At 65.4% G+C, this 18,018-nt stretch carries 22 protein-coding genes; 19 read left to right on the top strand and 3 right to left on the bottom strand.

The annotated features are described in order from the left end of the window. Positions 1 to 129: 129 nt before the first annotated feature. The 3 genes from LRM18_RS10390 to LRM18_RS10380 form a co-directional block, all read right to left on the bottom strand. A complete protein-coding gene (locus tag LRM18_RS10390) occupies positions 130 to 525 on the bottom strand; it encodes a DUF2946 family protein (RefSeq protein WP_057495159.1) in 396 nt (131 codons plus the stop codon). A 207-nt stretch (positions 526 to 732) separates the two neighbouring features. Continuing rightward, positions 733 to 987 (bottom strand): hypothetical protein, encoded by a 255-nt coding sequence (locus tag LRM18_RS10385; RefSeq protein WP_049469226.1) that lies wholly within the window; start codon positions 985 to 987, stop codon positions 733 to 735. 11 nt (positions 988 to 998) lie between these two features. After that, positions 999 to 1,223, bottom strand: a complete 225-nt coding sequence (locus LRM18_RS10380; RefSeq protein ID WP_080355579.1) for a hypothetical protein — start codon at positions 1,221 to 1,223, stop codon at positions 999 to 1,001. Between the two features lie 490 nt (positions 1,224 to 1,713). On the opposite strand from LRM18_RS10380, the gene LRM18_RS10375 reads away from it, so the two are divergent. The 19 genes from LRM18_RS10375 (at position 1,714) to LRM18_RS10285 (ending at position 18,016) form a co-directional block, all read left to right on the top strand. After that, positions 1,714 to 4,050: a VapE domain-containing protein gene (locus LRM18_RS10375; RefSeq protein WP_154330132.1), complete on the top strand. Its 2,337-nt coding sequence runs from the start codon at positions 1,714 to 1,716 to the stop codon at positions 4,048 to 4,050. 153 nt (positions 4,051 to 4,203) lie between these two features. Beyond that, positions 4,204 to 4,431: a hypothetical protein gene (locus LRM18_RS10370; RefSeq protein WP_049469221.1), complete on the top strand. Its 228-nt coding sequence runs from the start codon at positions 4,204 to 4,206 to the stop codon at positions 4,429 to 4,431. Positions 4,432 to 4,471: 40 nt separating this feature from the next. Beyond that, on the top strand, positions 4,472 to 5,110 hold the full coding sequence (locus tag LRM18_RS10365) for a hypothetical protein (RefSeq protein ID WP_270954208.1): 639 nt from the start codon (positions 4,472 to 4,474) through the stop codon (positions 5,108 to 5,110). Between the two features lie 152 nt (positions 5,111 to 5,262). Then, positions 5,263 to 5,640 (top strand): hypothetical protein, encoded by a 378-nt coding sequence (locus LRM18_RS10360; protein ID WP_049469215.1) that lies wholly within the window; start codon positions 5,263 to 5,265, stop codon positions 5,638 to 5,640. Between the two features lie 346 nt (positions 5,641 to 5,986). After that, on the top strand, positions 5,987 to 6,415 hold the full coding sequence (locus LRM18_RS10355) for a Mor transcription activator family protein (protein ID WP_229301963.1): 429 nt from the start codon (positions 5,987 to 5,989) through the stop codon (positions 6,413 to 6,415). Further along, positions 6,412 to 6,762 carry a hypothetical protein gene (locus LRM18_RS10350; RefSeq protein ID WP_049469210.1) on the top strand — a complete coding sequence of 117 codons (351 nt, stop codon included), beginning with the start codon at positions 6,412 to 6,414 and terminating at the stop codon, positions 6,760 to 6,762. Before LRM18_RS10355 ends, LRM18_RS10350 begins: the two co-directional genes overlap by 4 nt. After that, entirely contained in the window at positions 6,759 to 7,244 is a 486-nt protein-coding gene (locus tag LRM18_RS10345) for a glycoside hydrolase family 104 protein (protein WP_088476250.1), read from the top strand. The genes LRM18_RS10350 and LRM18_RS10345 overlap by 4 nt, the downstream gene beginning before the upstream one ends. Beyond that, entirely contained in the window at positions 7,241 to 7,618 is a 378-nt protein-coding gene (locus tag LRM18_RS10340; RefSeq protein WP_270954204.1) for a hypothetical protein, read from the top strand. Before LRM18_RS10345 ends, LRM18_RS10340 begins: the two co-directional genes overlap by 4 nt. Positions 7,619 to 7,970: 352 nt before the next feature. Continuing rightward, positions 7,971 to 8,525, top strand: coding sequence for a hypothetical protein (locus tag LRM18_RS10335; RefSeq protein ID WP_103283114.1), 555 nt, complete (start codon positions 7,971 to 7,973; stop codon positions 8,523 to 8,525). Beyond that, the gene (locus LRM18_RS10330) at positions 8,522 to 9,112 is read left to right on the top strand and encodes a phage baseplate assembly protein V (protein WP_049469199.1); all 591 of its coding nucleotides are present in this window, start codon (positions 8,522 to 8,524) and stop codon (positions 9,110 to 9,112) included. Before LRM18_RS10335 ends, LRM18_RS10330 begins: the two co-directional genes overlap by 4 nt. A 52-nt stretch (positions 9,113 to 9,164) precedes the next feature. Further along, a complete protein-coding gene (locus tag LRM18_RS10325; protein ID WP_049469197.1) occupies positions 9,165 to 9,503 on the top strand; it encodes a GPW/gp25 family protein in 339 nt (112 codons plus the stop codon). Between the two features lie 2 nt (positions 9,504 to 9,505). After that, positions 9,506 to 10,402: a baseplate J/gp47 family protein gene (locus LRM18_RS10320; RefSeq protein WP_154330129.1), complete on the top strand. Its 897-nt coding sequence runs from the start codon at positions 9,506 to 9,508 to the stop codon at positions 10,400 to 10,402. Further along, on the top strand, positions 10,395 to 11,174 hold the full coding sequence (locus LRM18_RS10315; protein ID WP_049469190.1) for a phage tail protein I: 780 nt from the start codon (positions 10,395 to 10,397) through the stop codon (positions 11,172 to 11,174). The genes LRM18_RS10320 and LRM18_RS10315 overlap by 8 nt, the downstream gene beginning before the upstream one ends. A gap of 7 nt (positions 11,175 to 11,181) precedes the next feature. Then, a complete protein-coding gene (locus tag LRM18_RS10310) occupies positions 11,182 to 12,651 on the top strand; it encodes a phage tail protein (RefSeq protein WP_270954201.1) in 1,470 nt (489 codons plus the stop codon). Positions 12,652 to 12,661: 10 nt separating this feature from the next. Beyond that, positions 12,662 to 13,240, top strand: coding sequence for a hypothetical protein (locus LRM18_RS10305; protein ID WP_229301962.1), 579 nt, complete (start codon positions 12,662 to 12,664; stop codon positions 13,238 to 13,240). A gap of 107 nt (positions 13,241 to 13,347) precedes the next feature. After that, a complete protein-coding gene (locus LRM18_RS10300; protein ID WP_154330128.1) occupies positions 13,348 to 14,547 on the top strand; it encodes a phage tail sheath C-terminal domain-containing protein in 1,200 nt (399 codons plus the stop codon). A gap of 2 nt (positions 14,548 to 14,549) precedes the next feature. Further along, positions 14,550 to 15,053: a phage major tail tube protein gene (locus tag LRM18_RS10295; RefSeq protein WP_270954197.1), complete on the top strand. Its 504-nt coding sequence runs from the start codon at positions 14,550 to 14,552 to the stop codon at positions 15,051 to 15,053. 80 nt (positions 15,054 to 15,133) lie between these two features. After that, a complete protein-coding gene (locus tag LRM18_RS10290) occupies positions 15,134 to 15,424 on the top strand; it encodes a phage tail assembly protein (protein ID WP_049469182.1) in 291 nt (96 codons plus the stop codon). 165 nt (positions 15,425 to 15,589) lie between these two features. Next, positions 15,590 to 18,016, top strand: a complete 2,427-nt coding sequence (locus LRM18_RS10285) for a phage tail tape measure protein (protein WP_270954195.1) — start codon at positions 15,590 to 15,592, stop codon at positions 18,014 to 18,016. Positions 18,017 to 18,018 lie beyond the last annotated feature (2 nt).

Here is an 18,018-nt window from a genome sequence, read left to right as displayed (position 1 = left end):
TTTTTCACGGCATGCAAGGCCACCCCGCAATGGCAGGGCAGCAATCAGAAAGGGACAGACACGCGCGTGCGGGCACCGGCCGTAGCCGGCAACCTCATGGAAGAACGTTCAATGCAGCGCGCGTGCGGCTCAGGCAGCCATCAGTGCCGGCGGTCCACGCGCGCCCAATGTGCCGCTGATCCGTTGCGGCAACGCCCGCACCGCGCCGCGCAGTGCGCGGCACACCGGTGCCATCGGCGCCAACAGCAGCACGGCCGCCACCAGCAGGGTGATCAGCCGTGCAGCGATCAGGCAGTAATCGCAGTCCACGCCCATCTCATGATCGGCGTGTGGGTCGGCGGGCGGCTTCTTCGTGGCCCCGCCGTGCGGCATCGCCATCGCGTGATGGTCGTGGTGCCCTTCCATCGCGTGCTGTGCATGCTCTGCGTGCATCGCATGGTCCATGGCCGCCACCGGCGCAGCGGCAGCCACGTGACCGTGCGCCAGCCAGCGGCTCACCAGCGGGGCGAGCAGCACCAGCAGCATGGCAAGCCATGCCAGGGCCTGGAACCGGCGGTGGAGGACAGAACGGCGCACGCCACCATTCTACGGGGCCACGGCCAACCTTGGACCGCGTTCAGGGTAGGCCCAGCGATGGTGCGACGTTATGACGCAGCCTCGGACTCACGCGCGCTTCGTCGCCTGCAGGGGACGGAAGGCAACCGCTCCGGCCCTTCCGTCCCCCTCGAGGGTCTAGAAGCGCGCAGGCTGCCGCACCGCCCTCTCCAGGAACATGACGCCGGCCTGCAGGCTGTTGCGGGCGTTCTCCAACCAGCGCTCCGGATCGGCCACCGCAAACCGTTCCTGTGCATCCACATCACCCGACTCGGTCAGGTCGGCCAGTTGCAGATGGATGTGGTTCTCCACCAGGCTCACCAGCACGGCGAGTTCGGCCGACAATCCGGCGATGCGTTCGGTGAAGCCAGCGTCGTTGCTGTTCAGAGACATGTCCCCTGTTCCTATGCGTTGCGGTGTTGATGGATGGCTTCAAAACGCTCGGCACAGGCTGGCCCGCAGAACAACCTGGCCGGATCGTTATCGAAGTCTTCGCTGCAGTCCGGGTTGTGGCATTCCCCAATGGGTGTGAGAGGAGCAACGTTGCTGGCCCGCATTGCGTGCCGGGCCAATGCGCGTTGCAGATGGCGCGCTTCCAGATCCTGCGCTTCGTCGATGGTGTCCGTCATGCCAGCCGTATTTTATCGGGGGGTGGTCGCACCGATTGAGAACGCCGCAGCGGGCGTGGACGACACCGGCTCGGCATCGGATCGGCGTTCGCGCTCGCAATGGATTTCAAGCATGCAGGCTCCTTGTGCGTGGGTGCCCCATGGGGCGATGGAGTGAAACGAAGGACCGTCTCGGACGGCGACCGCATCATCGGGAAAACGGTTCTCGCCAACTGCGACGCAACGTCGCGCAAACGCCGATCTGCGGACGTCATCGCATATCCATTGCAGATGGATCGCCCCCTTCGCGAAGGAAAGGGGATCAAAGGTGATGCAAGGTGTTGCGGAAAAGAAACATTTCCGACACCATGATGGCGCAATCACCATCCATCTCATCCTGAACACATCGCCGCGGTCTGCCACGCGTGGCGCGCATACGGCGGCCATGGCGCAGCGCATTGGCCACCATCGGCTGCGGTGGACCGATCCACGTTCCAAGGAGCTCCGCCGAATGCACACACCGCATCCAGCGCAGGACATTGTTCCGGCGTTCCTACAGGCCATGCACGCGCACGGCATCGTGCCCGATGCGCGCGGGCGAGACGCGCTCAATGCCGACGGCGCGCTGGTGCGCTTCCATGTCGAGGGTGACCGCCGTGGTACGCGCAACGGCTGGGCCGTCCTGTTCGGAGATCACGTGCCCGCCGGTGAGTTCGGCAGCTGGCGCACCGGTGCCCGCCACGCCTGGTGCGCGAAGGCCGCCAGCGCATTGACGGTGGCCGAGCAGCGCAGCATCCGCCAGCGCCAGGATGCGGCACGCATCGAACGGGAGCAGCAGCAACGCGGACGTGAGGAGGACGCCGCGAAAGCGGCGAACGTGTTGTGGAATCGCGCCCTGCCTGCAGAAGCCAACCACCCTTATCTCGTGCGGAAGGGTATCCAGGCGCATGGCCTGCGCGTGTCGGCCTGGCCGATACGCAACAGCCAGGGACTGGTGTTCCGTCATATCGCGAACGCGCTGCTGGTGCCGGTAATGAACGCCACCGGCCGGATCGTATCGTTGCAGGCCATCTTTCCTCGCCCGGACCCGGTACTCGGACGGGACAAGGACTTCCTTTACGGGGGCCGCAAGCTGGGCTGCTTCCATGTCATCGGCACACCGCTGCCCGGTCAGCCGATCGGCATCGTCGAAGGCTACGCCACCGCAGCATCCATCCATCAAGCCACAGGCTGGTGCGTGGTGGTCGCTTGGGACGCCGGCAACCTGGCGGCAGTCGCCCGTGCCTGGCGCGACGAAATGCCTGATGCCTCGTTCGTCCTGTGTGCGGACAATGACCAATGGACCCGGCAGCCGCTGGACAATCCTGGTGTCACGCTGGCCACCCGCGCCGCCGCTGACATCGGCGCGCGCGTGGTATGGCCCGAATTCTCCGCGTTGCAGGGCGAGGATGATCGCCCGACCGACTTCAATGACCTGCACCTGCGCGAGGGGCTGGACGCACTGCGCGCCCAGCTGCAACCCGCGCCCGTCGCCGCAATGGGCCTCGACAGCACGGGCGATGGCCCGCAGCCATCGACCAACGCCCGCTACCAGGTGCCGGGCAACCTGTCCGCATTCGATGCCTTCACTCCATTTCCAGACACCAGTGCACGCGGCCGGCCGCTGCCTACTGCACGCAACCTGGCCGAACTGTGCCGGCGCACCGGCGTGACCGTGCGCTACAACGTCATCCGCAAGGACCTGGAAATCCTGGTGCCGGGACTGCAGAGCACGGTGGACAATGCCAAGGAAGTGGCCGCCGGCGAAGTGATGGACTGCATGCATCGCGCTGGCATGGCCGTTGCCAGCTTTGAAACCAACCTGTGCCAAGTGGCCGAGGCCAACCCCTACAATCCCGTCGCAAGCTGGATTGCATCACGGCCCTGGGACGGCCAGTCCCGCCTGCAGGCGTTCTTCGACACCGTGCAGGAGGCCCAGCCTACGCGCATGGCCGACGGCCGCGTCCTGAAGGAGGTGCTGATGCGGCGCTGGCTGATCTCCGGCGTGGCGGCGGCGTTTGAACCGGATGGCGTGGTGGCGCGCGGTGTACTGACCTTCGTCTCGAAGCAGAACCTGGGCAAGACGCGCTGGGCCCGGCAGCTGGCACCAGCGGAGCTGCAGCTGATTGCCGACGGCGTGGTGCTCGATCCAGCCAACAAGGACAGCGTCAAGCAGGTCATTTCCAAGTGGATCGTGGAGCTGGGCGAAGTGGATGCCACCTTCCGCCGCACTGATATCGCTGCGCTGAAATCGTTCATCTCACGTAGCCACGATGAGATCCGTCGCCCCTACGCGCGCACCGAATCGCGTTATGCACGCCGAACGATCCTGTTTGCCAGTGTCAACGACGAGCGCTTCCTGCGCGATGCCACCGGCAACACCCGGTGGTGGACCGTGCACGCGGTGGCGTTGGGCGAACCGGCCCAGATCGACATGCAGCAGGTGTGGGCCGAGGCCCACGCGTTGTACGGCGATGGCGAAACCTGGCATCTGTCGGCTGAAGAGCTGGACGCGTTGAATGCAACCAACAGCGAGCACGAGCCGATCTCGCCGATTGCCGAGCTGATCGACCGCCACTTCGACTGGTCCGTCCCCGCCTCGCACTGGAGTGCGCAGTACCGTGCCACCGAGATCGTGATCGCAGTAGGCATCGATAAGCCGAATCGCCGCGAGGTGAACGAGGCCGCCGCATATGTGGTCAAGCGCCATGATGTGCGGACGAAAGTGGTTGGCAAGGAGCGGGCCAAGGTGTGGTTGATGCCACCGCGCAAGCTCAGCTTCGCCGGACACGAAGCGGGTCCCTTCTGATACCCCCTGCCCGCGATGGCCTTCATCAGCCGCGACAACTCCGGCTGACGCTTCATCGATCAGGATGAATGTAGATGAAAGGTGTTGACTAAGGAGCCAGGCGATGGCAAGATGCCCGAATCGGCCTTGCCGCCTCCCAGGAGCGCTTCCGCCATGCCCGAGCCCCGACTGCATGCCTTTGAAGGTGAGCAGCTGACCGTCCAGCAGATCCACCAGCGGGTGCCGGTGCTTTCGCAACGCACCATCCGCGACCACCTCGCCGCGGGGCGCCGCACGCGTACCGCCATGCTGAGCTTTGACCCAGCCGCAGCGGCGGCCCGCGGTGGCCGTATGACCCAGCGCCTCCTCCGCGCTCGCGACACGACCCGTCGCGATCCCTGACCTGCCGGCACCTGTCCCCCCCTCCAGGAGTAGATTCCGCGTGATCCCCGCCTCCCTCGACAATGGTCATCGCATCATCGCCAACACGCTGGCCGCGTTCCGTGCCGGCTCCGCGCTGGGCAGCGTTGCGCTGCGCCCCTGCCCCGAGGCGCCACTGCCGCTCTACATCGGCATCGCAGGCAGCAATCGCGCAGGCAAGGACACGCTCGCCAATGGACTTGCGTCGGCGCTGGGGCTGCCCTGTGACAGTTTTGCCGCCCCCTTGCGCCAGTTCGTAGCCGCCATCCTCGGGCTGACCGTGCGCGAACTGGACAGCCACAAGGAAGTCGCCATCGATTGGCTGGCCGAACTCACCCCACGCCACCTGATGCAGACTGCCGGTACCGAATGGGGGCGTGACCGCGTCCATCCCGAGCTGTGGGTGCGCTCGCTGTTCGCACGTCTGCCCGAGGGCGGGCTGGTAACCGACGTCCGCTTCGCCAATGAGGCCCGCGCGATCCGGCGTCGTGGTGGTGTCGTGATCCACGTCAACCGCCCGGGCCATGGCAGCAGCGACCCTCATGCCAGCGAGCAGCCGCTGCCGCGTGAGCTGGTCGACATCGAAGTCGACAACGATGGCACCCCGGCCGATCTGGTCCGCAGATCGCTGGAACAGTTGCTTTCACGCGGTGTGATCTGATGCGGAAGACGGGCCTGCCATCCGGTCCATCCCCTGAACCCATTGCAGGCTCCGACCCATCAACGGCGAAAATGATGTAAGGTCATCCCCCATCACCGACGACACCTGTCGTCACCCTGCATCCCCAACCCATTTCGCAAAGAGGAAACGCCATGGAGGTCGAACAGTTCACGTCGACGCGCCTGAAGGCCATCGAGTTGTTCAAGTCCCAACCCAAGGGAGGCAAGGACATCGTGAGCCTGGATGCGATCTTCATCTCGCTGTGCTCGCTGGCCAGGATCCCGACCGACACCGGCAACGCAGCACGGACCGTGGCCCGCCCCGGCAGCCAGCAGCCTCCAGCCCCCTGGTTCATCGAAACCCTCGCCGCCCTGAAGGGCAAGGGTGAGTCGGTCACCGTGGCACGCTTTCTGATGTTCGCCAACCGCTTCCCGGTCAAGCGCATGGACCAGGTCAACGCGGCGCGCTGGTTGCGGGACGCAGGCTACATTCCGCGCAAAACCGGTGGCAACCTGGTGTTCGACCTTTGATCCACGCCCTGCTGCAGTCCTGAAGCCCCGGCATTGTCCGGGGCTTTTTCGTTTCAGGGCCTGTCACGCGCGCGGGCGTGTCCCAGATCGTCCTCGCCTTGTACTCGCCCGCCCACCTGCACTGCCGCTGCTTCCGCCCGATGAGGACAGTGAGTACAGGAATACGGGAAACATCGGCGTGCTCTGTAAGCAGCGACAGGATGTCGCGCCGGCAGATCATCGTCCTCACCCGTCCTCGGCACGCTGATGAACGCCTTCAGCACGCCAATTCGAAAGTGGATGAAAGGTGTTGACCAATCCAGCGGGATGGCAACAGTGGAGATCAATGCCACTGACCACATCCTGCATGAACGCCCTGCCCGACAGCATCCAGACTCTGGCCGAGGTCATCGGCGAATCCGCGGCCCTCACGCTGGTGCGTGCGTGGCCGCCGACTACCTCCGCTGCCACCGGTCGCCACCGCGTCATCCTCTACGTCCCTTCGACATTGCCGGACCGGCATCGGCTGATCGACATCCTCGGCCGTGACGTCGCGCAACGCCTGGTCGCGCACTTCGGTGGGGAACTGCTGTTCCTGGCCTCCTGCTTCGCCGCCGGCGCGCACGAACGTCGCGAGCGGATCGCACGTGCCGTCGCCAGCGGCATGCCGCGTGACCATGTTGCGCGTGAGTTCGGCGTCTCGCAGACCACCATCAAGCGCGCTCTGCGCGATGCCCGCTCGGCGCCCGCGACTGCGGTCCATCCGGCCGTACTCAAGGGATACGCGCGCGCATGAACGAGAGCGACCTGTTGGCCGGCGTGCCGGATTGGGCCAAATACCTGGGAGGAACCTCGGGCGTGCTGATCGCGGTGTCGCTGTGGCTGCGCCAATGGCTGTCGTCGGCCAAGGTCGACCGTACCGCCGATGAGGCTACCAGCAATACCCTGCGTACCCTGCAGGAGCAGCTCGCCGCCGAGCGGATCCGCGCCGATGGACTGATGCACGAACGCGAGGCCATGGCCCAGGAGATCGGGCAGCTACGCGGTGAAGTCAGCGCCCTGCGTGCCCAGATCGCCCAGCAGAGCGTACAGATAGACGCCCTGCTGGCCCTGGTGCGCAAGCAGCCGGGAGCCGTGGCATGACCGCCGTCGCAGCCAGCGCCCTCGGTGGCGCCAACGTCGCCGCGTTCCTGGACATGCTGGCCGTGTCCGAGGGCACCGACACTCCCGGCCAGCGTTCGCGTGATCGCGGCTACGACGTCATCGTCGGCGGCCAGCTGTTCACCGACTACCGCGACCATCCCCGCGAGCTGGTGTCGCTGCCACGCTATGGCATCAAATCCAGCGCCGCCGGCCGCTACCAGTTCCTGCGCAGCACCTGGGATGATCTGCGCACGCGACTGGGCTTGCCCGACTTCGGTCCCGTTTCGCAGGACCGCGCGGCTGTCGCGCTGCTCAAGCAATGCGGTGCCTACGAGTTGATACGGCTCGGTCGCTTCGACGCCGCCGTCACCGCGGCACGGCGCATCTGGGCGTCGCTGCCCGGCGCCGGCTACGGGCAGAAGGAGCACGCACTGGAAACACTGCGCGCAGCGTACCGTGCCGCCGGCGGAGCCCTGCAGTGACTCCCGGGGCACTGAAGCTGGGCATCGGGCTGCTGGTTCTTGCCGGCAGCCACGCGAGCTGCGCCTGGCTCGGATGGACCTTGCGCGACCGCAGCGCGGACCTTGCCGCTGCCACTACCCGGGCAGCGCAGCAGGAGGCCCGCACCGATGCAGTCCAGCGCGCGCACCAGCATGCCCTCGCCAACAGCGCTGCAGGCGCGCAGGCCGAATCACAGCGCCTGGCCCATTACGCCCGGCACACCGAACAGTTCAACACCCTGCAACGGGACATCGAGACCCATGCCAAGACTCCTGGTCGTGATCGCGGCGACGCTGACGCTGAGTTCGTGCGCATCTGGCGCGAGGCCAACGCCGGCCACGCCCTGCCGCGCTGAGCTCAGCATCGCGCCTGCCCAACTGCTTCCCCCGCCCCGCCTGCCGGACCTGCACGCAGCCAGCGATGACGCGCTGCTGCGCAATCACGTTGCGGTCGCACGCCAGTACCACGCACTTGCCGACCAGCTGAGTGCGCTGCTGTGCAGCCTCGGCAGCCAACGCGGCATCACCATCAATGGCGCCGCGCCGGCAGCACCCGCCGACTGCGGCAGCGGCGCCACTCCCACGCACTGAGCCTGCCGGATACGGCCACGCCTGCAATGCCACCCCACCACGGTGATGGCAACACTGGCAGCAGACCGCGCGCGCCACACAGGCCACACCCTTCTTCCCTTCCCTGCATGAGCTGACATGGCGAACGATCCCTTCCCTCCCACGCTCGATCCGCTGATTGCCGCGATCGAAGCCGCAATCCGCGCACGCTTTCCGGGGTTTGCAAGCGTCGAGTTCCATCGCGATGCCAACGCTGAGGGCATGCCACTGCCGGCCTGCCTGCTGGCGATGACCCGCTGTGACCGCAGCAGGGACAACAATGACGGCAGTGGCCTTCTGCAGGCCACCCTGCGCTTCGAAGCACGCATTGCGCTGCCGGCGACCGAAGCAGACACGGCCATTCAGCTGCGCAACGCGGCCCTCGCCCTGGCCACCTGGCTGCACCAGCTCGGCCGCTTTCCCGGCGTGGCCAGTGGTGCGATCGATGTGATCGCAGCCTTGCCAGAAGACCCCGCGGCGGCACAGCCGGGCCTGCGCACCTGGATCGTTGAGTGGTCACTGCCGGTCGCGCTGGGCGACAACCGCTGGGACGACACTGGCGGCGTAGTGCCGCAGGCGTCCTACAGCTTCGCGCCGGAGATCGGCCGCATCCATGAGTCCCGCTACCAGCCGTTGCCGGAGCGCACACCATGAGCGCCGAACATGCGCGGTTGATCGGCAACCTGCTGATGATCGGTGTGGTACGCGAACTGGACGGGGCAAACGGACGCGTTCGCGTCGATGCCGACGGCATGCTGACCGACTGGATTCCGTGGCTGGAACGCCGTGCGGGACCGGGCGTACGCACCTGGTGCGCACCCGAACCCGGCGAGCAGGTCGTACTGGCGTGCCCCTATGGCGACCCGGGCCAGGCGCTGGTACTCGGCAGCCTGTACCAGGACCGTTTTCCGCCGCCGGCCGACTCGCGCCTGCGGCAGTGCACCGAGTTCGCCGACGGCAGCATCGTCGAGTACGACCAGGAAACCACCACGCTCAACGTCCATGTCGGCAGCGGCAAGGTCATTGTCACCTGCGCGAATGCACAGGTGATCGCCAGCGAATCGATCGTGCTCGATACACCCTCGATCAAGGCGACCGGCGATCTGGATGTCAGCGGCGCGATCAGCGCCGGCAAGGACATCAGCACACCAAGCGAGATCAAGGCCGGTGCCATCGGGCTGAAGGCACACACGCACACCGCGCAGGGCCCAACCGCCCCGACCACGCCGGCGCAGGCCTGAGCGGCCACGCCTGCAATGCCCTGAAAACCCGCACTCCACGACGATAGAGGCCATGCGAGGAATCGACGCCAACACCGGCAAATCACTGGATGGGCTCGCCCATCTGCAACAGTCCGTGCGTGACATTCTCACCACGCCCCTTGGCTCCCGCGTGCTGCGTCGCGAATACGGTTCACGCGTGTTTGAACTGATCGATGCGCCGACCAACCGCTCGCTGCGCATGGACCTGATTGCGGCCACCGTCGACGCGCTCGCGCGATGGGAACCGCGTCTCCACGTCGAGAACGTCGACGTCTCCCTCCCCGCCCCCGGCGTGATGATCCTGGCAGTGACCGGGATCCACCTGCCGGACGGCGAGGCCATCACCATCGAAGGAATCGAGGTTCGCTAACCGTGGCATCCGGCTCGTTCACCAGTGTCAATCTATCCCAGCTGCCTGCCCCGGCGGTCATCGAAGTGCTCGATTTCGAAGCCATGTTCGATGAATCGCTGACCGCGCTGCAGGCCCTGGATCCCACCTTCGACGCGCTGCTGCCGTCGGACCCGGCCTTCAAGATCCTCGAGGTCTGCACCTACCTGCGCCTGCTCGATCGCCAGCGTGTCAACGACGCAGCGCGCGGCGTGATGCTGGCTTATGCCGGTGGCAGCGACCTGGACCACCTCGCCGCGATCTTCGGCGTCGTCCGCCAGGTGCTCGACCCGGGCAAACCGCAGGAAGGCATTCCACCGCGATATGAAAGCGATGAGGACTTCCGCCGCCGCATCCAGCTGGGCCCGGAAGGGTTCAGCGTGGCAGGACCGGAAGGTGCCTATGTATTCCATGCCCTGAGCGCGGACCCGCGGGCGCTCGACGCCAGTGCGACCAGTCCAGCTCCTGGCGAAGTGGTGGTCTCGGTGCTGTCGCGCGAAGCGGATGGAACCGCCAGCCAGGGCCTGCTCGACATCGTCGAGGCGAAGCTGAGCGCGGACGACGTGCGACCGCTGACCGACCATGTGTCGGTAAAGTCGGCCACGATCATCAACTACACCGTTGACGCTACGCTCTTTACCTTCGCCGGTCCCGACTCCCAAGTGGTGCTGGCTGAAGCACGCACCCGCCTGGACCGCTACATCAGCGAATCGCACCGGCTCGGCCGCGACGTCACCCGTTCGGGTCTGTTCGCCGCCCTTCACGCCGAGGGCGTGCAGCGTGTGGAGATCAGCAGCCCTGCGACGGACATCGTCGTCGATCGTACGCAGGCCACGTACTGCACCCGCATCACACTGATGCATGGCGGCAACGATGAGTGACGCCACCACCCGCGTGATCAGCGCGCGCCTGCGCGGCGCCATCGATGGGCGGAACCGTACCTTCCGTCATCCCGGGGGTGCACTGGCGACCTTGCAGGCGGTGTACCGCATCGATGAGCAAGGGCGGCAGCGCTTGCCTGATGCTGTGATCAGCGGCGCCACGGCCACTCTGTCGGCCGCACCAGCACCCGGCATGCTGATCGAGGGTGACGCACGGATCGTGGTTCGAGCCGACCACGCTGTGCTGCCCCCAAATGCCACCCACGCCGAACGTGGTTTGGCTCGCGCCATCGTCGCTCGCCCGCTGCCGGTGGACATCACCGCACTGTGGGACGCCGACCGCTGTCCAGCCGCCCTGCTGCCTTGGCTTGCCTGGGCCTTGTCCGTAGATGAATGGAAGGCCTACTGGCCGGAGACAGTGAAGCGAGCGCGCGTACGCACCGCGATCGCCATCCAGCGCCGCAAGGGAACCTGGGGCAGCGTGCGCGATGTCGTCGCCGCTTTTGGTGGTTCGATCCTGATCCGTGAATGGTGGGAAACGCAGCCGCAGGGCGCGCCACACACATTCGAAGCGGTGATGACGATCGCCAATCAGGGCGGCGAAACCGCCACCGCCAAGTTCGTCGACGATGTGATCGGAGAGATCACCCGGACCAAGCCGGTGCGCTCGCATTTCACCTTCACCCAGGGCATGCAGTCCGACGCCACTGTCGGTGCGCTCGCGAGTTCCCATGTCACGGCATTCCGCCGCATCCAACTGATCGGAGAGTAATTCCCGCATGCGCTTGAAAATCACCGACGCTGGCTTCGCCAAGCTGGTCAACACGTCGAACACCGGTACCAACGCCGTCCTGGTCACGCAAGTCGGCCTGACGTCCACCGCCTTCACACCTTTGCCAGAGCTAACGACGCTTCCTGGTGAAATCAAGCGCCTGGCGACGTTCGGTGGCCAAGCAGTAGGCGACGACACCGTACACGTCACCATCCGCGATGACACTGTTTCCGCATACAGCCTACGCGGCTTCGGCCTTTACCTGGCTGACGGCACGCTGTTCGCCACTTATGGCCAAGCCGATCCGATCATGGAGAAGACGTCCGAATCGATGTTGCTGCTGGCAACCGATACCCGCTTCAGCGAGATCGACGCCACGCAGATCCAATTCGGAAACGCGGAATTCATCTACCCCCCTGCAACCACTGAGGTACGGGGCGTGGTCGAGCTGGCCACCAGCAGCGAAGCTGAAGAAGGTGCGGAGAGCGAGCGCGCCATCACGCCGCGCGGCCTGCGCGCCTTCATCGACAAGCGTTTCGGTGCATCTGCGCCGAGCACGTTCGTGCGCACCCTGTTGTCGATCGCCACCGATGCTGCATTCCGATCGGCGCTAGGCCTGAAGTCCGCGGCACTGAAAGACGAGGGCGCCGACAAGGGTCTCGATGCCGATCTGCTCGATGGCCGCCATGGCACTCATTACCTGGACTGGCGAAACATGACCGGCGTTCCGTCCAGTGTGCACGTGCCCGGCCAGGTGATCATGTTCGCGGGCTCCGCCGCCCCCAACGGGATGCTGCTGTGCAATGGCGCTGCTGTGCCACGTGCCACGTATCCTGCGTTGTTCGCCGCCATCGGTACACGATATGGATCCGGCGATGGCACGACGAGCTTCAATCTCCCGCTGATCCGCGAAGGTACGGTCGTTGTGCAAACGACTGAACCACAATCGGTTGGTACATTCACAACGGGCGCTGTCATCGCCCACGCGCATACGGGCTCGACCGAGAATGCTGGGCTGCACGGTCACGCCCTGACCATCGGGAATGCAGGTGGTCACGCCCATGGCGCCAGTGCCAGCGCTGTCGGCGACCATGCTCATGGAGCGTGGACCGACGCGCAGGGAAGCCACAACCACGGCGTGAACGACCCTGGGCATTCCCACACCTGGAATGGTCCGGCGTCCGGCGGCAGCGGTGGATGGGCCGCAGCCACGGGTGCACGCCCCAACCCTACCGGCACCAGCCACAACGGTACAGGCATCTGGCTCAACGATGCGGGCGGTCATGGGCACAACATCGGTATGAACGGCGCCGGAGCACACACCCACTCGATCTCGGTCGCCGCAGTTGGTGACCACAGCCACCCTGCTTCCGTCTCGAACGGCGGCGAACACAGCCACGCCGTGAATGTCAGGCCCACCGGCGGCGACACAAACCTGCCCGCCGGTCTTCGAATGATCTATTGCATTGCTTACTGAGGACACACGATTGTTTACCGAATCGCGCTTTGCACACGCCTATGATCCGCTGACACGCGCGTATATGGGTGCAGTGAAACTACAGCCCTCGCCGGACGGCCGCTGGCATCTTCCGGAGTACACCGTGGAAGCGGCGCCACAACTTCCCGCTGGCGAGTATCGGTCGTTCCGCCTGAGTGACGATGGCAGCCACTGGGAGCAGGTCCCTGATTTCCGCAACCGGATGCTCTGGAACACGGTCACATCTGCAGTAGTGCCCAATCGCCTGGCGCTGGGTGACAGCCTGCCCCCGGAAGTGACGCTGTCCGCTCCCCATCCGCTGATGAGCGGGGATACCCACTTCAATGCCTGGAACGCAGAAGCCCGGCGCTGGGAGCTGAAACCCGACTACAGCAACCGTCCGCTGTGGAACCGGATCGACGGCAGCCTCGCCGCGCCACTCGCTCGTGGCGAAACCCTTCCTCCCAGTGTCATTGACCGGGCACCGCCCGCTGATCGCACCGGCCCAATCACTTACGACGAAGCTACCGCAACCTGGGTAAGCGTCACTGCATCCGACTCCACACTCACAGTACCGGCGCAAACGTGATCCCGGACCACGGCTGCAATTATCCCAGCCGCGCCCAGGTACGAACATGTCCCCATGCGGCACAGGTCGTGACCGCAGCACCCACTCAACCAAGGAAAAAACAACGCATGGCCGAATTTCTGCATGGCGTGCAGGTCGTCAACATTGATGGTGGCTCCCGCTCGATCGCCGTTGCCTCGAGCAGCGTCATCGGCATCGTGGGTACCGCGCCCCGCGCCGACAAGATCGCCTTCCCGTACAACACTCCCGTCCTGGTAACCTCGCGTTCGCAGGCAGCCAAGCTGCTCACCGACGCCGCCACCGAAGTGGATGACGGCACCCTACCGGGCCAACTCGACGCCATCTTCGACCAGTCCAACGCCGTCGTCGTCGTCGTCCGTATCGAGAAGGGCGCCACCGAGAACGACACTCTGGCCAATGTGCTGGGCGGCGTAGACCCGCAAACCGGTGCCTACACCGGCGTACATGCCCTGCTGGCGGCCAAGTCGGTGGTGGGCATCAAGCCACGCATCCTGGCGGTGCCGGGCTTCACCCACACCCACGAAAAGCGTGACACCGAGCTGCTCGCCAACCCGGTTGTATCCGAACTGCTCGGCATCGCCGACAAGCTGCGCGCTGTGATCATCAAGGACGGCCCGAACAGCAACGACGACGCTGCCAAGTCCACCGCCGCCCTGACCGGCTCCAAGCGTGTCTATGTGGTCGACCCGGCGCTGCTGGTGCAGTCCGGTGATGCCATCGTCACCCGCTACGCCTCCGGTGCCGTGGCCGGTGCCATCGCCCGCAGCGACAACGAGCGCGGCTGGTGGGTTTCGCCGTCGAACCTGGAACTCAACGGCGTGGTCGGTACCGCGCGTGCGATCGACTTCGGCCTGTCTGACGCGACCAGCCGCGCCAACCTGCTGAACCAGGCCAACGTGGCGACCGTCATCCGCGAAGGGGGCTTCCGCCTCTGGGGCAACCGCACCACCAGCGCCGATCCGAAGTGGCAGTTCCTGTGCGTGGTGCGCACCGCCGACATCATTGCCGACAGCCTCGAGGCTGCGCATCTGTGGGCTGTCGACCGCGGCATCAGCAAGACCTACGTCGATGACGTGCGCGAGGGCGTCAATGCCTTCCTGCGCGGCCTGAAGACCCAGGGCGCGATTCTCGGCGGCAATTGCTGGATCGACCCCGAACTGAACGCAGCGGACAGCGTGGCCCAGGGCCGCTTCTACTGGGACTTCGACTTCACGCCGACCTACCCGGGCGAGCAGCTGACCTTCCGCATGCACATGAATAACAACTACGTCTCGGAGATCTTCTAAGCATGGCACGCAAGATCCGTAAGAACTTCAACTTCTACGTCGACGGCAAGGGTTATGCCGGCAGCGTGATGTCCTTCACCGCTCCCAAGCTGTCGCTGAAGACCGAGGACTTCCAGGCCGGCGGCATGCTGGCCCCGACCGAGATCGTGCTCGGCCATGAAAAGCTGACGGCCGATGTCGAGTTCGCCTCGGACGACGCGGAGATCATGAGCAAGTTCCACGTCATCGAAAGCAAGGAATACGGCTTCACCGCCCGCGAAGCACTGGAAGGCGATGACGGCGAAGTGACCCAGGTCGTGCACAACATGCGCGGCAAGGTGAAGCTGCTGGACCGCGGCGAAACCAAGGTCGGCGAGAAGGGCACGATCAAGGTCAGCCTGGCGCTGAGCTACTACAAGCTGACCCATGGCGCTCAGGTCGTGCAGGAGATCGACGTGGTCAACATGATCGCACGCCAGGGCGGCGTGGACGAGCTGGCCGGCATCCGCGGCGCGCTGGGTATCTGAGCCCTCGCCGCACCGAACAACCCGGGGGTGCCACGCGCCCCCGGATCCATCGCACTACATCGAACCCGAGAAACGCATCCATGTCCAGCAAGACCAAGACCCCCACCGACGCCGTCGTCGAGCGCGATGGCTTCGCCGAGATCACCCTTACCCGACCGCGCGAGGTCAACGGCATGGAGACCGCCGTGCTGCGCATGCGCGAGCCGACCGTGGAAGACATGGAGCGCTACCAGGATGACAAGGGTAGCGACGCACAACGCGAGGTGCGCATGATCGCCAACCTGTGCGAGATCTCGCCGGACGACGTGCGCAAGATGCCGCTGCGCGACTATGCCCGACTGCAGGCCGGCGTGGCGCTTTTTACCACCTGACCCTGCCGCAGATCAGGCAGGGAGCGCTCGCCTTGGCCGGGCATACCGGCTGGGGCCTGCGCGAGATCATGACGCTGCGGGTGTCGAAGTTCATCTGGTGGATTCAGGGGTTGCCGGTACATGGCCAATAACGTTCAAACGACAACGATCACGATCGGCGGCTCGGTGTCCAAATCGCTGCAGGACGCATTGTCCTTCGCCAATGATGGCATCAAGCGTATCGGCACCGAGATGACACTGCTGGACCGCAGGCTTGCCCGTCTGAGCACGACGAGCAAGGAGTACGCCCGCATGCGTACCCAGGTCGACGCGTTGCGTGCCTCGCAGGAGGCACTGGAGCGGATCGAGGCAAAGCGCACCGCCAATCTGGAGAAGCGCGAGAAGCTCGGCTCGGCATTCGGCGAGGCACGCGGTGCGCTTGGCACAGCGGTTACCGCGCTGGCCAAGCCGGTGGAGAACGCCTCCGGCTTCGCCCGCCAGAACCAGCAGATTGGCGTGGCAGCCAACCTCAGCCGGGCCCAGGTGAGCGCGCTGGGCCAAGCCATCCTGGAACAGTCGCGTACGACCAACCAGGGTGCCGATGCTTTGCAGCGCTCGATCAAGTTGATGATCGATGCCGGCATGGATGCACAGTCGGCGCAGGCCAGCCTGGGCGCGGTCGGGCGGACCACCACCGTCACGGGCGCCAGCATCGATGATGTGGCCCAGGCCGCGGCCGCCTTGCAGCAGTCGTTCGATATCGATCCCTCGCGCATGCAGAACGCGCTGGACGTGCTGGTCGTCAACAGCCGGCAGGGCGGTCTGGGCCTGAAAGACATGGCCGAGGTGCTGCCTGCCCTGGGTTCGTCGTTCGAAGCGATGAAGCTGCAGGGCACGTCGGCTGCCGCCACCCTCGGTGCCGCCCTTCAGGCCACGCTGGATTCGGCCGGCGGCGCCGACAAGGCCGCCAGCAACATGAAGAGCTTCATGTCGTCCGTCCTGTCGCCGGAACTGCAGAACAAGGCAAAGAAGAGCCTCAATCTGGATCTGCGCAAGATCATTGGTGACGCACAGACCGACGGCGGCAATCCCTTCGATGCTGCGATGCAGGGAATCATCCAGGCCACCGCGGGCGACCAGAAGAAGATCGGCGCCCTGTTCGGCGATGCCCAGGCGAAGAACTTCGTCCAGCCGATGATCGAGAACTGGGACAGCTACATCCGGATCCGCGACACGGCCCTGAACGGATCATCGGGCACCACCGATGCCGCCTACGTGGATGCTATGCAGACCGATCCGCAGAAGATCGAAGGCGCGAAGATCGCCGTGGACAATCTGTCCAAGGCCTTCGGCGCCGCCCTGCTGCCTGCGGTGGGCGAAGCGGCGGTCAAGCTGACCGAACTGCTGAACGGGGTCACCTCGTTCGTGCAGGAAAACCCGAAGCTGATCGCCAACACCACGCAGATCGTGGTCGGCATGCTGGGCATGCGCACGGCGGTGCTCGGCGCACGCTACGCCTGGACGTTCCTGCAGGGCCCGGTCTTGGCTGTGCAGAAGGCGTTCGAGCTGTTCCGGGGCGGCGGCCTGCTGGCCCAGATGGGACGCTTCGGGCCAATGGCCATGCGCCTGGCATCAGGCTTCCGCATCGTCGCTACCGCCGTCGGTGCCATCGGTGGTGGACCCATCGCTCTTGCGGTCGCCGCCATCACCGCCGGCGCCCTGCTGGTGCGCAAGTACTGGGAGCCGATCAAGGCGTTCCTGGGCGGCGTATGGGAAGGCCTGAGCGGTGCAGGCACTGCGGCGATGGGGGAACTGATGCGCGCGGTCGAACCGCTGCGCCCCGCTTGGGAGGTCATGAGTGGCCTGATCGGACAGGCCTGGGATTGGCTGTCAAGGATGCTCGCACCAGCGCAGTACACCGGCAACGAGCTGTCACGGGTTGCCCAGATCGGCAGCTTCCTCGGTACCGTTCTGATGGAAGGCCTGCGAATGAACATCCAGCTCATCAGCGGCCTCGTGCAGTACGTCGTCTGGATGGGCAACGTGTACACGACCGTCGCCAGCGGGATCGGTAGCGTAATGAGCATGATGTGGACCACGATCAAGTCCGGTGCCGAATCCCTGTTCAACTGGCTCGTCCAGAAGCTGGATTTCCTCATGCCCTACGTCGTGAAGCTGATGGGGTTCGTCGAAGGGGGAATTGGCAAGGTCAGTGCGCTGGTCGGCAAGGGCCTGGATTTCGGGAAGGAGGTACTCACAGGCAGTGCTGAAGCAATCGGCAACGGCATGATCGGGTACACCAACATGCGGGCCGGCGGTCGAGGTGGCCTGGATGATGCCGCGGGCCTGGTCGGGGACGTCGCCACGCTGGACGGCCCGGGTGCTGGAAAGCGATGGGCAGGCATCAGGGAGGCCACTCGCGGCCGCACCGCGCCCGAGATGCCCTCGCCCTCTCCGCGCGGCGTCACCACCGTGCAACAACAGCAGACCAACAACATCACCATCCACCAGCAGCCGGGTGAATCCAGCGAATCCGTAGCACGTCGCACCGCCGACGAACTGCAGCGTCGCAACGCGGTTGCCGCCCGTGGTGGCCTTGCAGACAGGAATTGAGC

The sequence above is a fragment of the Stenotrophomonas sp. PI_27 genome (assembly GCF_027854495.1).
Lineage (GTDB): Bacteria > Pseudomonadota > Gammaproteobacteria > Xanthomonadales > Xanthomonadaceae > Stenotrophomonas > Stenotrophomonas pavanii.
Note: the sequence above shows the minus strand (reverse complement) of the source record. Positions and strands in the feature narration are given on the sequence as shown.

Coding starts and splice junctions, on each gene's coding strand:
- LRM18_RS10390 (WP_057495159.1), bottom strand. CDS start 525: ATGCTGCTGGTGCTGCTCGCCCCGCTGGTGAGCCGCTGGCTGGCGCAC.
- LRM18_RS10385 (WP_049469226.1), bottom strand. CDS start 987: ATGTCTCTGAACAGCAACGACGCTGGCTTCACCGAACGCATCGCCGGA.
- LRM18_RS10380 (WP_080355579.1), bottom strand. CDS start 1,223: ATGACGGACACCATCGACGAAGCGCAGGATCTGGAAGCGCGCCATCTG.
- LRM18_RS10375 (WP_154330132.1), top strand. CDS start 1,714: ATGCACACACCGCATCCAGCGCAGGACATTGTTCCGGCGTTCCTACAG.
- LRM18_RS10370 (WP_049469221.1), top strand. CDS start 4,204: ATGCCCGAGCCCCGACTGCATGCCTTTGAAGGTGAGCAGCTGACCGTC.
- LRM18_RS10360 (WP_049469215.1), top strand. CDS start 5,263: ATGGAGGTCGAACAGTTCACGTCGACGCGCCTGAAGGCCATCGAGTTG.
- LRM18_RS10355 (WP_229301963.1), top strand. CDS start 5,987: ATGAACGCCCTGCCCGACAGCATCCAGACTCTGGCCGAGGTCATCGGC.
- LRM18_RS10350 (WP_049469210.1), top strand. CDS start 6,412: ATGAACGAGAGCGACCTGTTGGCCGGCGTGCCGGATTGGGCCAAATAC.
- LRM18_RS10345 (WP_088476250.1), top strand. CDS start 6,759: ATGACCGCCGTCGCAGCCAGCGCCCTCGGTGGCGCCAACGTCGCCGCG.
- LRM18_RS10335 (WP_103283114.1), top strand. CDS start 7,971: ATGGCGAACGATCCCTTCCCTCCCACGCTCGATCCGCTGATTGCCGCG.
- LRM18_RS10330 (WP_049469199.1), top strand. CDS start 8,522: ATGAGCGCCGAACATGCGCGGTTGATCGGCAACCTGCTGATGATCGGT.
- LRM18_RS10325 (WP_049469197.1), top strand. CDS start 9,165: ATGCGAGGAATCGACGCCAACACCGGCAAATCACTGGATGGGCTCGCC.
- LRM18_RS10315 (WP_049469190.1), top strand. CDS start 10,395: ATGAGTGACGCCACCACCCGCGTGATCAGCGCGCGCCTGCGCGGCGCC.
- LRM18_RS10310 (WP_270954201.1), top strand. CDS start 11,182: ATGCGCTTGAAAATCACCGACGCTGGCTTCGCCAAGCTGGTCAACACG.
- LRM18_RS10300 (WP_154330128.1), top strand. CDS start 13,348: ATGGCCGAATTTCTGCATGGCGTGCAGGTCGTCAACATTGATGGTGGC.
- LRM18_RS10295 (WP_270954197.1), top strand. CDS start 14,550: ATGGCACGCAAGATCCGTAAGAACTTCAACTTCTACGTCGACGGCAAG.
- LRM18_RS10290 (WP_049469182.1), top strand. CDS start 15,134: ATGTCCAGCAAGACCAAGACCCCCACCGACGCCGTCGTCGAGCGCGAT.